Below are 14188 nucleotides of genomic sequence, written 5' to 3' on the forward strand. Positions count from 1 at the left end.
AGTCAGGCAGCCGACGCGTTAGCGGCGTACGTATCCCACATTGCCTCGAACGCATCTTCAAGATGGCGCGCGAAACGCGGTGCATCGCACAGCGGCGATGCCAAAACCCGCTCGCGCAGGCTGGCGCGCAATGCGCCTAAGCGTTCGCGGTCAGAGGCAAACGCAGTTGCCTTCGCCACGTATTCGTCATCGTCGTTCGCAACCCAATCCGGCAGACCTGCCGCGTTCACAATGCTTTCCCCGACATGGGACAGAAACCGGTCGCCGCGCCGCGTCAGCACCGGCACACCCATCCACAACCCTTCGGCGCTCGTCGTTCCGCCCGGATACGGGAAAGGATCGAGCGCGATATCGACGAGATTGAACGTGTCGAGATGTGCGTCGCGTGTCGTGCGTCCCACCAGAATCAGACGCTCGGCCGCAATGCCGTGGTTTGCGAAACGCGCCGTCATTCCGGTGCGCAAAATCATCTGATCGAGTTGCGGCGCCTTCAGCAACAGACGCGAATCGGGCACCGCGTGCAGCACGCGTGACCAGAGCGCGACCACGTGATCGCCGATCTTCCCGATGTTGTTCAGGCAGCCGAACGTCACAGCACCGTTCGCGACCATCGGGAGCGGACCGATCGCGATCTCCGGTTGCGGCGGCGTGAGGCAGAGGTAACTGTCCGGCAGCCGCCAGGGCTTTTCGACAAAGTGATTTTCCTCGTCTACGGGCAGCACGTAACGGTCGCCGAGAATGTAGTCGATGGCTTCGATGCCCGTCGTCGCGAAGAAACCGAGCCAGGTCGCCTGCACCGGCGCAGGTTTCCACGCGAAGACGGAGAGCCGGTTGTGCGACGTATGGCCGGACAGGTCGAGCAGGATATGGACACCGTCCGCGTGGACCCGCTGCGCCATCGCCGCGTCCGTCATGCCTGTCACGTCGCACCAGGCGACGAAGTACGGCTTCATGCGCGCCGTCATGTCGTCCTCGGCCGGTTGCGTCGCGTACGCCAGCAACTCGACGCGCGCGGGGTCGACCTGCGCAACGATGCTTTCGAGAAAAGCGGCGACCGGGTGAGCCATCAGATCACCGGAAACGAACCCGACGCGCAACGGACCATGCGCACGCCGCACGGAATGACGATAAGGCTTCGCCCGCGCAGACGCCCACTGGCCGTACTGGCGTGCATCCTCAAGGAGCTTCTCCGCGGAACAACCTCCGGAGCTTGATGCGCTGAAAATCAGCCCGTGATAGGTGCTCTCCACATCGGGATCGAGTTCGAGCGCCTTGCGATAGGCGGCGAGCCCACCATCGAGATCGCTCAATGCCCGCAGGATATCGCCGAGCGTGAGGAACATCCGGGCGTCGTTGTCCACGAACGACAGCGCCTTGCGAGAGTTCACCAGCGCTTCGGCGTGTTGTCCATAGGCGAAATGCGCCCACGCGAGATTGTGAAACGCGTCGGCGTTCTTCGGGTCAATTTCGGTCGCGTGCTGGTGGCTCAGTATTGCCGCCTCGAACTTCTTCAGACCGAAGTACGCCGTGCCAAGAATGTTGTACGCGCCGGCAAACGTCGGCTCAAGTTCAATCGCCCGGACGCAGCTCTCCACCGATTCCTCGAACCGGTTCTGGCGTCGCAACACGTCGCCCCGATTGCAGTGTGCTTCTGCGAAGTCGGGCTTCAGCGCAATCGCTGCGTCGAAGTGCACCAGTGCGGCATCCAGATTGCCGATGTTGTGCAGCACAACGCCGAAGCTGTTTTGAGCCGATGCGTCATGTGGGTCCAGCGCGCAGCGCAGGCTCGCGACCGCCTCGTCCATTTCGCCGCGCGCTCTGAGCATCAGACCCAGACTCTGATGTGCCATCCGCAGATCAGGCTTGAGCGCTACCGCCGTGCGAAAACTGGCGATCGCCTCATCGGGTTTATCCTGCTCGCGCAGCACGTTGCCGAGGTTGTTGTGCGCCTCGGCGTAATCCGGGCGGAATCCGATCGCCTTGCTGTAGCTCGCCGCGGCCGCGTCGAGATCGCCCATGTCGAGCAGCGCATTGCCGAGGTTGTTATACGCCTCGGCGTAACCGGGACGCAGCGCGATTGCCTGCGCGCAGCTTTGCATCGACGCGTCCGGCTGCTTTGCTTCACGCAGCGCGTTGCCCAGGTTGTTCCAGGCCTCGGCGTATGCGGGCGATAGCGCGACGGCCTGCTGGTATCCGCCGATCGCTTCGGCAACGCGACCTTTCTCACGCAGCATGTTGCCGAAATTGTTGTAGTAAATCGAATTCGGATGCGCCGTGATCGACTGCTCGATCAGCGCGAGGCCTGCGTCGTGCTGGCCTAGCTGGCACGCGAGGAGTCCCAGAAAATGCAGCGCGTCCGGATTAGCCGGCTCGGTCTGCAGAATCTGCGCATAGAGCGCCCGGGCTTCGGCCAGTTCCCCCGCCTGGTGATGCGCAAGCGCCGTCGCGAGTAATGAGGCATTGTTCTGCATAAGAGGATCAATCAACATGGCGTGTCATACCCCGACGCTTGCAACATAGCGCGCCCACATACCGTGAAAGGCGTCTTCGAGATTCTTCGCGAAGCGCGGCGCGTCACACAGGGGCGACGCCAGCACGTGCTCGCGAAGGCTCGCGCGCATGGCGGCCAGCTTCGACGGGTCGGATGCGAAGGCGATGGCTTTGGCGAGATAGTCTTCCTCGTCGACGGCGATCCAGTCGGCAAGATCCGCTGTCTGCAGCAGGCTTTCGCAGATGTGCGTGAGAAACCGGTCACCCTTCATGCAAAGCACCGGCACGCCCATCCACAAACCCTCGGCGGTTGTCGTGCCGCCTGGATAGGGAAACGGACTCAACACGATATCGACGCGGTTGTAAGTCGCCAGATATTCCGCGCGCGCGGAAGCGCCTTCAAGAATCAGCCGCGATGAATCGATACCGTGCTTCGCGAACCGCTTGAGCGTGGTGATCTGCGCACCCTTTGCATCGAGCCCGTGCGACTTCAGGAAGAGACGCGACTGCGGCACCGCATGCAGCAGACGCGACCACAGCGCGACCACTTCGTCGCTGACCTTCATCAGCTTGCCGAAGCAGCCGAACGTCACGGCGCCGCCATTCGACAGCATCGGCAGCGGGCCGACCTTCACGTCATCGACGGGCGGCGTGAAGCACAGATAGCTGTCGGGCAGGCGCCACGGTTTCTCGACGAATTGCGATTCTTCGCCTGGCGGGAGAACGTAGCGGTCACCGAGGAAGTAGTCGATCGATTCGCTCCCCGTCGACGCGAAAAACCCGAGGTAGCTCACCTGAACCGGCGCCGGCTTCCACGCGAAAATCGGCAATCCTGTGTAAGCCGTGTGGCCCGACAGGTCGACCAGCACGTCGATGCGATCGTCGCGAATCACGCGCGCCGCTTCTTCCGTCTTCAGTCCGTCGAGCACACGCCATGTGCTGAAGTGCGGCTTGAGACGCGCGGTGACTTCGTCCTCGAGCGTGTAGGTCGCGTAAGCGATCAGGTCCACACGCGCCGGGTTCACGTACCTGAACACGCTTTCAAGGAAAATGCCCGCCGGATGCGCGCGCAGGTCGCCCGACACGATGCCGACGCGCAGTCGCGAGCCGTCGTGCGACGGTGTGTGCGGATAAGGCTTCACGCCCATCGACATCAGTTCGCCGAAGCGGCGCGCGTGCTTCAGGTACGCGTCAGCGTCGAACTTCGCGGAGCCCGCCAGACTGAACAGCAGGCGGTTGTATGTCTGGACCGGATCGGGGTCGAGCGGCAGCGCCTTCAGGTACGCATCGATAGCGCCGTCGAGATCGCCAAGCGCCCGCAGGATGTCGCCGAGACTGATGTACATCGGCGCCGAGACCTCGGCGAGTTGAAGCGCCTTGTGGCAGCATTCCAGCGCTTCGTAAGGCTTGTCGTGCTTCAGAAGAACGACGCCGAGGTTGTGATACGCGTCCGCGTTGTTCGGGTCGAGCTCGATCGCGTGCTGGTGGCTCAGCGTCGCCGCTTCGAGCCTGTCGAGACCGTAGTACGCGATGCCGAGACTGTTGTAGGCCTCGGCGAGCGTCGGCGCGAGTTCGATCGCGCGAATGCAGCTTTTCGCCGATTCCTCGAACCGGCTCTGGCGCCGCAGCACGCTGCCGCGGTTGCAATGCGCTTCCGCGAAGTCGGGCTTCAGCGCGATCGCCGTGTCGAAGTGCGTGAGCGCAGCGTCCAGATCGCCGATATCGCGCAATACGGTGCCGATGCTGTTGTGCGCGTCTGCGTCGGTTGGATCCAGCGCGTGGCGCAGGCTCCTGATCGCTTCCTCCGGTTCGCCACGCGCTTTCAGCAGCAGACCCAGGCTGTGATGCGCGATCCGCAGATCCGGCTTGAGCGCCACCGCCGTGCGATAGCTCGCGATCGCTTCATCCGGTTTGTCCTGCGCGCGCAGCACGTTGGCGAGATTGTTATGGGCTTCAGCATAGTCGGCGCGGAATTCGATGGCCTTGCTGTAGCTTGCCGCGGCCGCGTCGAGTTCACTCATGTCCTGCAGTGCGTTGCCAAGGTTGTTGTACGCCTCGGCGTAACCGGGACGCAGTGCGATCGCCTGCGTGCAGCTGTGCATCGAAGCGTCCGGCTGCTTCGCCTCGCGCAGCGCGTTGCCCAGGTTGTTGTGCGCCTCCGGGTAGTCCGGCTGGAGCGCAACCGCCTGACGATAACCGTGGATCGCTTCGGCAAGCCGACCTTTCTCACGCAGCATATTGCCGAAGTTGTTGTAGTAGATCGCGTTCGGATGGGCCGCGATCGACTGTTCGATCAGCGCAAGGCCCGCGTCATGCTGGCTGAGCTGGCATGCGAGCAACCCCAGGAAGTGCAGCGCGTCCGGATTACCCGGCTCGGTCTGCAAAATCTGCGCATAGAGCGCCCGGGCCTCGCCCAGCTGGCCCGCCTGGTGATGCGCAAGCGCTGTCGCGAGAAGTGAGGGATTGTTTTGCATGATTCCGGGCCAGTCACAGCAGAGAAGGGCGACGCGGTCATGCGCCGCCAGGTTCAATCAATACGGATGCGCTTCCGCGCCGAAGTCGACCAGCGCGCCGTTGTGCTCGATCATCACGCTCTGCGCCGCAATGCCTTCACGCGACATTTCCGCGATGATGTCGCGCGCGCGCCATTGCGTCGGGATCACGATGACGTCGACACCGCCCGTCTTCAGCACATCGCGGAACTCGATCTTCTGGCCGGTGCCGGGCACGTAGGTGCCCGCCTTGTGCGGATCGGAATCCACGACAAGCGGAAAGCGCGCTGCATCCGCGCCGAACTGGTGAATGAAGGCCGCGGCCTTGCCTGTGCCACCCCAGATCGCGACGCGCTTGCCCGATGCCGCGAGGCCAGACAGTTGCTGTGCGATCGTCTCGCGGCTCTCGACCGTGCGCGCGGCAAAGCGCGTCGCGGCTTCGGCTCGCTCGCGCGCGTGCGCCGGCACGCCAAGCTTCACGAGCGCGTAGACGACTTCGCCGTCGTAGCCGTGTTCAAGCACGACGATCTCACCCGCGCGCGACATCAGCGTGCGGAACGATTCCGTCGTGAAATGCGACACATGTTCGTAGAAGAAATCGGCGAGACGGTTCGTTTCGAAGACTCGATCGATGCATGGCACTTCGGCGAACAGCCAGCAATCCTTGCCTTCCGCGCCTTGCGTGGCCGCACCCCACGCGAGCTGCTCGATCAGCTTCGCCGGTTCGGTGAGATGTTCCAGGACGTGACGGATCACGACCGCATCCGGCGCGAACGCGTTCATGTCGACGAGCGGATCGAACAGACGCGCGTGAAACTCGACGCCCTTCCCCGTCTCCGGGCTTGCGTTCGGATCGAAGCCGATAAAGCGACCCGCTTCGCGCGCCTGCGCGAGACCGCGCACGAAGTGTCCTTCGCCACAACCGATCTCGACGACGAGCGGCGCCGCCGGCAGATGATCCAGCAGCACGTCGCGCGTATCGGCGAGGTGGCCCTTCCAGATGCCGCCGCTGTTGAACATGCGGTTCGGGTTGCTTTCATACGGAATCGCGTCGTAGTGGAACTTGTGGTTCCAGACATGCGAGCACGACGGGCATTGCACGAAATCCTGCGCGTGACGCGGCAGGGCGCGTGCGGCCTCGGCCGATGCGGGCCACGCGAGCGTCGCCAGTGTCTGATCGCCTGCCGGAAAGAAGCGCGCCGCGACCGAGTGGGCGCAAACGGGACAGGTCGTCCCCACAAGATCAAGACTCATGATTTCACCAGGTTTTTAAAGTACGCGATCGTTTCTTTCAGACCGTCTTCCAGCCCGACGCCAGGTTGCCAGTCGAGATGCTGGCGTGCCTTCGTGATGTCGGGCCGTCGTTGAATGGGATCGTCCTGCGGCAGCGGACGATACTCGATGCGGCTCTTCGAACCGGTCAGCCGCAGCACCGTTTCCGCGAGATCCCGGATCGTGATTTCAGACGGGTTGCCGATATTGATCGGACCCGCTTCCTCGTCCTGATCCATCATCCGGAGCAGACCTTCGACGAGATCGTCGACATAGCAGAACGAGCGCGTCTGGCTGCCGTCGCCGTACAGCGTGATCGGGTCGCCGCGCAGCGCCTGCATGATGAAGTTCGACACAACCCTTCCGTCATCGGGACGCATACGCGGGCCATACGTGTTGAAAATCCGCACGACGCGGATATCGACGCCGTGCTGGCGGTGGTAATCGAAAAAGAGCGTTTCGGCGCAGCGCTTGCCTTCGTCGTAACAGGCGCGCGGGCCGGTCGGGTTCACGTTGCCCCAGTAGCTCTCCTGCTGCGGATGCTGCTGCGCGTCGCCGTAGACTTCGCTTGTCGAGGCCTGCAGGATGCGCGCGTTGCAGCGCTTCGCGAGCCCGAGCATGTTGATCGCGCCGAGTACGGCCGTCTTCACGGTCGAGACCGGATCGCTCTGGTAGTGCACCGGGCTCGCCGGACACGCCATGTTGAACACGCGGTCCGCTTCCACATAGAGCGGCAGCCATACGTCGTGACGGATCAGCTCGAAGTTCACGCGACCGATCAGATGCTGGATGTTCTGCTTGCTGCCCGTGTGAAAGTTATCGACGCACATCACGTCATAGCCCGACGCGACCAGGCGATCGCACAGATGCGAGCCGACGAAGCCGGCGCCGCCTGTAATCAGGGCGGACTGGTTATTCATTCTGCGACCTCCATGACAGCGGTTAGGTGTTGCGCCCACATGCCATGCAAGGCGGCCTCGAGATTCCGGGCAAAACGCGGCGCATCGCACAGGGGCGACGCAACGGACTGTTCACGCAGGCCCGCACGCAGCGCGCCGAGGCTTTCGGGGTCAGCCGCAAAGGCGATGCCGCGCGCGAGATAATCTTCGTCGCCGGCGGCAATCCATGTTTCGAGACCGGCCGAATGCAAGAAGCTCTCGCAGATGTGCGACAGGAAACGGTCTCCGCGACGGCACAGCACCGGCACGCCCATCCACAGCGCTTCGGCGGTCGTCGTGCCGCCGGGATACGGGAACGGGCTGAGTGCAATATCGACGCGGTTATAGGCGGCCAGATACCCGGCGCGCGGCGACCGACCTTCGAGGATCAGACGCGAAGCATCGATGCGATGCGCAGCGAAACGAAGTAACGTGGTCTCGTGCACGCGCGCGGTGTCGAGCTGCTCGGCCTTGAGGAACAGCCGCGAATGGGGCACCGCATGCAGCAGGCGCGCCCACAGCGCAACAACGTGGTCGGTGATTTTCGTCAACTGGCCAAAACAGCCATAGGTAACGTAGCCGTTCGCCAGCATCGGCAGTGGGCCGACCTTCGCGTCATCTTGCGGCGGCGTGAAGCATAGATAGCTGTCCGGCAGGCGCCACGGCTTTTCGACGAAATGCGATTCTTCTTCGACCGGCAACACGTGACGGTCGCCCAGGACGTAATCGATCGTCTGCAGCCCCGTACTCGCAAAAAAGCCCGGCCAGCTCACCTGCACCGGCGCAGGCTTCCACGCGAACAGCGACAGGCGGTTGTAGATCGTATGACCAGACCCGTCGAGGAGGACGTCGATGCGATCGTTACGGATGCGCTGTGCGGCGGCTTCGTCGCTCATGCCGGCAAGATTCGTCCACGCGCTGAAACGCGGCTTGATACGCGCGGTCAGTTCGTCTTCCAGCGCGCGCGTGGGATACGCGATGAGCTCGATCCGCGACGGATCGAGTTCGGCCACGACACTCTCCAGGAAGTAGCCGACCGGATGCTTCTTCAGATCGCCCGACACGATGCCGACGCGCAGCGGACTTGCCGTGCGCGGCGCGTGCTCGACGAGCCAGTCTTTCCACGATTTTGCCTGCGTGCAGATCTGCCCGGCGAAACGAAGGGCTTCGTCGAGGTATTGCTGCGACGTCGTGCCCGGAAGGTAGTTCAGCGCGAACAGCAGGTTGCTGCGCGGCCCGGCGAAATCCGGGCGCAGCGCGATTGCGCTGCGATACGCTTCGATGGCCGCGTCGAGTTCGCCGAGTTCCATCAGCGTGTTCGCGAGATTGTTGTAGGCCTGCGCGTGCTCCGGCTCCAGATTGATCGCGTGACAGAACGACTGCACCGCCGCTTCGTGTTTCTTCAGCGCTCGCAATGCGTTGCCGAGATTGTTGTGCGCTTCGATGTAATCCGGCTGCATCGCGATGGCCTGGCGAAAGCACTCGGCTGCGGCAGCCGGCCGGTTGTTCCCCTGCATCACGTTGCCGAGGTTGAAGTAGTACAGCGCCAGCGGCTTGCGTGTGATCGCCGCCATGATCAGCTCGGACGCCGTCTCGTACTGACCCTGACGATTCGCGACGAGGCCGAGCAGATGCATCGCGTCGGTGTGCTCCGGATCGAGCGCGAGCACCCGGCGATAGAGTGTCTCCGCTTCGGCCAGACGATCCGCGTGGTAATGCGCGAGCGCCTCGGCGAGTGTGAGTTCGAGCGTCTGCGGTGTCGGCGTGAGTTGCCCTGAAGCGCGTGCGCTTTCGGACACAGACATGCCCTGATTACCGGAGTCGTTCATGGGGCAATGCGTCCCGCGTGATTCGGGACGTTCTCAAGTGAATTTCGATGTGGATTGACGGCGGACGGTGTGCCTGCTGCGGCGAGCGAATGCGCCTGCGCGTCGGCGATGTACTGGCACCACATGCCGCGGAACGCTGCTTCGAGGTTCCGCGCGAAACGCGGCGCATCGCATAGCGGCGAGGCGAGAAGTTGCGGGCGCAGACCGGCTTTCAGGTGCTTCAACTGATCATGAGCGGCGGCAAAGGCGACGGCTTTCGCGACGTAATCGTCATCGTCGGCAGCGATCCAGTCCGGCATGCCGACGGTGTGCAAAATGCTTTCGACGATATGCGGAAGGAATCGGTCACCGCGGCGACAGAGCACCGGGACGCCCATCCATAACGCTTCAGCTGTTGTGGTGCCGCCCGGATAGGGGTACGGACTCAACGCGATGTCGACGCTGTTGTACACGGCCAGATAGTCGGTGTGTGCCGACTGGCTTTGCAGCGTCAACCGTGCGGGGTCGATGCCGTGCGCGGCAAACCGCGCACACGTGGCGTGCTGGACGGACGGATCACCCAGCTGCTTCGTCTTCATCAGCAGGCGCGAACCCGGCACCGCGTGCAGCACACGCGCCCACAGGGCGACGACGTCATCATTGATCTTGACGAGATGGTTGAAGCTGCCGAATGTCACGACGCCATTCGTCGTCATCGGCAGCGGGCCGAGCGCGACTTCCCGCGGTGGCGTGTAGCAGAGAAAGCTGTCCGGAAGCCGCCACGGACGCTCGACGAAATGCGACGCCTCGCGCTCCGGCAACACGTACCGGTCGCCGAGAACATAGTCGATCGCGGCCAGACCCGTCGTCGCGAAGTAGCCCAGCCAGCTCACCTGAATGGGCGCAGGTTTCCACGCAAACACCGGCAGCCTGTTGCGGGTCGTATGCCCCGAAAAGTCGATCAGAATATCGATGCCATCCGCGTGGATCCTGCGCGCGCAGGCTTCATCCGTGAGATCCGCGAGTGAATGCCACGCGCTGAAATAAGGCTTGAGCCGGGCCGTCACCGCGTCTTCTTCCCGCGCGGTCGCGTAGGCGACGAGTTCGAGTTGCGTCGCGTCGAGTTGCGCGACGACGCTTTCGAGGAAAAAGCCGACCGGATGGGTTTTGAGGTCGCCGGAAACAAAACCGACCCTCAGACGCCGCCCGTTTTCGATCGCTGACGGTGCGCGGTGCGTGAACGGCCGTGCGCGTGCGGTCAGGCGCTCGCCAAAACGGCGCGCCTCATCGATCTGCGCCTCGATCGGCACCTGCAACGTGAAATTGAGTTGCAGCAACAGATTGCTGCGCGCCGCATGCAGGTCGGGATCGAGCGCGAACGCGCGACGAAAGCTGTCTGCTGCGGCATCGAGATAGCACTGGTCCCGCAGTACGCTACCCAGGTTATTGTGGATCGTCGCGATATCGGGCTTCAGCGCGAGCGCCTTGCGATAGCAGGCCGTCGCCTCAGCCAGCCGGTTCTGCTTCTCGTAGACGTTGCCAAGGTTGTTGTGTGCTTCGGCGTAGTCCGGTCGAAGACTGAGCGCCTTCGTGTAGCTCTTCAGCGCGGCGTCTTCGTTGCCGTCATCCTTGAATGCGTTGCCGAGGTTGTTCCACGCTTCCACGTAGTCGGGCGCGAGTGCGAGCGCGTTCGCGCAGCTGTCGACGGCGGCGGCGTACTCGCCCGCTTCGCGCAGTGCGTTGCCCAGATTGTTGTGGGCTTCGGCGTAGTCCGGCTTCAGCGCGAGCGCCTCGCGATAGGCCGCGATCGCGTCGGCGTATCTGCGCTGTCGGGTCAGCATGTTGCCGAAGTTGTTGTAGTAGATCGCGTTGGGATGCAGGCGGATCGACTGCTTCACCAGTTCGATGCCAGCGGTGATGTCGCCTGTCTCGCAGACGAGGAGCCCGGCGAAATGCAGCGCATCGGCATGATCCGGCCTGGCCGTCAGGATCCGCTGATAAAGCGCCGACGCCTCAGCGGCGCGTCCCGCGCTGTGGTGAGCCAACGCCGCCTGCAACATGGCATCGACGGAAACGGCTGAAGGCGCATCGGCGATGACAGCCGCCGGGTGACGCGCGTGCTGCGCATCCCGGTCGCGGTTATCGTCGGCACGCTGATCGTCGTCGGCTATTTTCATTGCGCTTTCAAACTGATTGCCGTGATGCATCGACACGCTTTAAGGACCGGTCATCGGGGATGCGCCGGCCACCTGTGTCGCTGCCTTAGTCCTGGTACTTCTGCAGATAGCGCTGGTAACCCTCGCGCCACGTCGGTGTGCCGTACGCGCCGCCACTCTCGTGGACCACGCTGATGGGATACGTCCCCATCGTCAGTCCCTTCAGTTCCGCCTGACGGCAGAAATCCATGTCGTAGAAATGGAACATGAACTGCTCGTCGAAGCGCACGCCGGTGGCATGGAGCCGCTCGCTGTCTGCGATCAGCATCAGTCCGTCGAGCAGCTTGCATTCGCGTTCCGACGGGCCGAATACGCTGATGTTCTCGCACGGAAAACCCTTCCCGTGGCCGACGACGCCGCTCAGGTACTGCCGGTCATCCCACTGGAACTGCGCGTTGACGAACGCCCACGCCGGTTGGTACGGCACGCGGCGCGTATTGCCCGCGAGGCCGGCGATGTCGAATTTCGCCGCGGCTTCGTAAATGCGCTCGACCCAGTAGAAGTCGACCAGCGAAATGTCGTCGTGAATGAAGACGAGGATTGCCGGGTTGTCTTTCGCGTGGTCGATCGCGGAGTTGTAAACGGTCGAGAGGCCGTACGAGTTTTTCTCGTAGAGCAGGAACTCGGGCGGGGTCGCGTGTCGATAGATCGACAGTGAGCGACCGAGGGCCGACTCCGTGGCGAACTGCTCGCGCGAATGCCGTGTGGCGCAGACGAGTCGGATGGGCTTCATGAAATATCGGGATCTGTTCTGGTATTGAGGCAACGCATCGCGGCGGGCGGTCAGAACGCGAACGCGGGCGCCGTTCCTGTCGCGGACAGAAACGCCGTGCGGGCGCCTGCGAGATCGGACTGGAAGCGCGGAGAGTCGAAGAGTTCATGCGCCGGGCGTTCGGTCAGTTCGCCCAGATTGCCGAGCAGCGCGCCGATCGCAGGCGCAGTGCCCGCGTGGCCGGCGTAGAGCGCCTGCAGATGCTGCTTTGCTGTTTCGAGTGCATCGCCTGTCAGATGGCCAGACGCGGCCTCTCCACGCACCAGCATTTCCCATTCGACGATGGCGGCGTTGACGTTCGGGACGGGCAGGCCGAAGGCCGGCGCGGCGTGTTGACGGAAGGCGCTTAGATAGCCGCCGACAGCCACGACCGGCGCGCGTTCGGCCAGATTCAGGTACATCGCGACGTTGGCGAGAAAATGCAACTCGACCGAGCGATAGTCGAACAGCCCGGTCATATCGACGCGTTCGCGGTTCAGCATGATGTTGCTCGGCTCGCCGACGAAGTTGTGCTGACGGGCGATCATCTGTTCAGCGAGAAAGGCGCGGTCGAGGAGCACGCGCTCGCCGTCATTGATCAGCGCGGGCGGGACGTGGATCACCTGATCGTTGCTATCGATGGTCACGCGGCCATGAAACGCCAGCGCCGATTCCGGATGCTCGCGCAACGCGGCGAGCAGCACCTCGACGGAGGCCGGCATCAAAACGTCGTCGTCAAAGAGCCACTTCACATATTTGCCGCTTGCGCGTTGCCACAGTTGCCGGGCGTTGTCCGAATCGTTCTGAAAGGCGTGATGGAAATACCGAACCCGGGCATCGCCGATGCGGTTGACCAGCGCTTCCAGGCTGCCGCCGGGCGTGCTGTCGCCGACGAGGATTTCGACGTCCTCGAAGGTTTGCTGCTGCGCGCTGATCAGCGCGCGCGCAAGGTACTGGGCGTGCTTCGCCGGGATCAGAATGCTGACGGTAGCCATTAAAGCGAATCCTTTCTGTGATTGACCAGCCGCTGACGCGCCTTCCGTATTCGGCGCTGTCGGCGAATATCCGGAGTGGCGCGTGTGGTCGTGGGCGTCGCGGCTTCGTGCGCAACGCGGACTTTCGATGGCTGGATCGTAGCGCCTGGGGAGGCGCTTCAATCAGGGGAACAAGGGCGGGTTTAGGGGCTATTTTCTGGCTGGGGGCGGCGGGGGCGGCGCATGGGTCGCGGCGGGCGGGTCGCGCGGGGAAAGGCGGCTCGCGCCAGACGACAAAAAAGGGCCGAGGCGGAAACGCCGCCGCCTGAGCCCTTGATCGATACTGCAGAATTTCGGCGCGCCCGGCTGGGATCGAACCGGCAACCCCTGCCTTCGGGTTTTGCCGGCGCACCACGATCCCTTATAGATCAATGCCTTGCGCAACTCGCAAACTGCAAAACCAAGGTTAGACAAGGTCAATTAAGGTCGATCCGGGGCACTCAAGCTGCAATTTAGCTGCACACGACAAGCACAAGGCTCACTGCAATCGTGCAGGTGACTTCAACGAACGATCTCGGAGGGCCGCATGTGGGGAATCCGGGCGCGAGCGCGGCAGCGCAGGGGTCACCGATTACTATGACAAAATTCGGTCCCGGTGCGATACAGTGCTGCTGCGAGGACAAAGACCAAACACACTTCCGGGAGGGAAAATGCCCGCATCTGCCACGATTGCCAGTGCAGTTTCCGCAGGCCCTTTTTACCTCAACTGGACATTTTGGAGTTTCGCGGTTGCGCTCGTGGCGCTGGCTTTTTCTGTTGGACCGCTTCTGTGGCGTTTGCTGCGACCGCCTAAGCTAGAACTTGAGTTGCAGGATCGGATCGCCCTTACTCATAAGGTAGGCAATCCGAATCTGCAAGCCCATTTTATTGTCAGAAACGTTGGCGGCAGAGCGGTACGGGTCACTTCCCGAGAATCAGCCCGATTCCCCGACGTTGGAACAATTGTTGACGGCAGCAACCGAGGGCGCCAGAAAGTTGAGGGTCCCTGGGAACGAGCTTGGAATAATTGAAGCACTGGGGAGCGAAGACGGAGCCGTTTGGCTCGACGCCTTCAATCAACTCAACAAGTTGTCCGTTGGCTTGGATACAGCCGTACCCAGCCCGAGCGGTGACATACCGGCTGCAATCGCTGCCGACTCACCGCCGCTTGAACCACCCGGTGTACGCTCGAGATCCCATGGATTGTT

General features: G+C 62.9%; 9 protein-coding genes. All 9 read right to left on the bottom strand.

Annotated elements, in window-relative coordinates; translation table 11 throughout:
• Positions 1-2 precede the first annotated feature (2 nt).
• On the bottom strand, positions 3-2489 hold the full coding sequence (locus P3T21_RS23505) for a tetratricopeptide repeat protein (protein WP_429258345.1): 2487 nt from the start codon (positions 2487-2489) through the stop codon (positions 3-5).
• A 6-nt stretch (positions 2490-2495) separates the two neighbouring features.
• Positions 2496-4964, bottom strand: a complete 2469-nt coding sequence (locus tag P3T21_RS23510) for a tetratricopeptide repeat protein (RefSeq protein WP_429258346.1) — start codon at positions 4962-4964, stop codon at positions 2496-2498.
• A 57-nt stretch (positions 4965-5021) separates the two neighbouring features.
• Entirely contained in the window at positions 5022-6236 is a 1215-nt protein-coding gene (locus P3T21_RS23515) for a class I SAM-dependent methyltransferase (protein ID WP_429258347.1), read from the bottom strand.
• Positions 6233-7174 (bottom strand): UDP-glucuronic acid decarboxylase family protein, encoded by a 942-nt coding sequence (locus P3T21_RS23520; RefSeq protein ID WP_429258348.1) that lies wholly within the window; start codon positions 7172-7174, stop codon positions 6233-6235. Before P3T21_RS23520 ends, P3T21_RS23515 begins: the two co-directional genes overlap by 4 nt.
• Complete coding sequence (locus P3T21_RS23525) at positions 7171-9021, bottom strand: tetratricopeptide repeat protein (protein WP_429258349.1); 1851 nt, start codon at positions 9019-9021, stop codon at positions 7171-7173. The genes P3T21_RS23520 and P3T21_RS23525 overlap by 4 nt, the downstream gene beginning before the upstream one ends.
• Positions 9018-11177, bottom strand: coding sequence for a tetratricopeptide repeat protein (locus P3T21_RS23530; RefSeq protein ID WP_429258350.1), 2160 nt, complete (start codon positions 11175-11177; stop codon positions 9018-9020). Before P3T21_RS23530 ends, P3T21_RS23525 begins: the two co-directional genes overlap by 4 nt.
• 85 nt (positions 11178-11262) lie before the next feature.
• A complete protein-coding gene (locus P3T21_RS23535; protein ID WP_429258351.1) occupies positions 11263-11949 on the bottom strand; it encodes a glycosyltransferase family 2 protein in 687 nt (228 codons plus the stop codon).
• Between the two features lie 50 nt (positions 11950-11999).
• Complete coding sequence (locus tag P3T21_RS23540) at positions 12000-12962, bottom strand: glycosyltransferase family 2 protein (RefSeq protein WP_429258352.1); 963 nt, start codon at positions 12960-12962, stop codon at positions 12000-12002.
• A gap of 1094 nt (positions 12963-14056) precedes the next feature.
• Positions 14057-14188, bottom strand: a 132-nt coding sequence (locus P3T21_RS23545) for an amidase family protein (protein WP_429258358.1), incomplete at its 5' end; no start/stop codon positions are given.

It is taken from the genome of Paraburkholderia sp. GAS334, from assembly GCF_050436625.1.
Classification (GTDB): Bacteria; Pseudomonadota; Gammaproteobacteria; order Burkholderiales; family Burkholderiaceae; genus Paraburkholderia.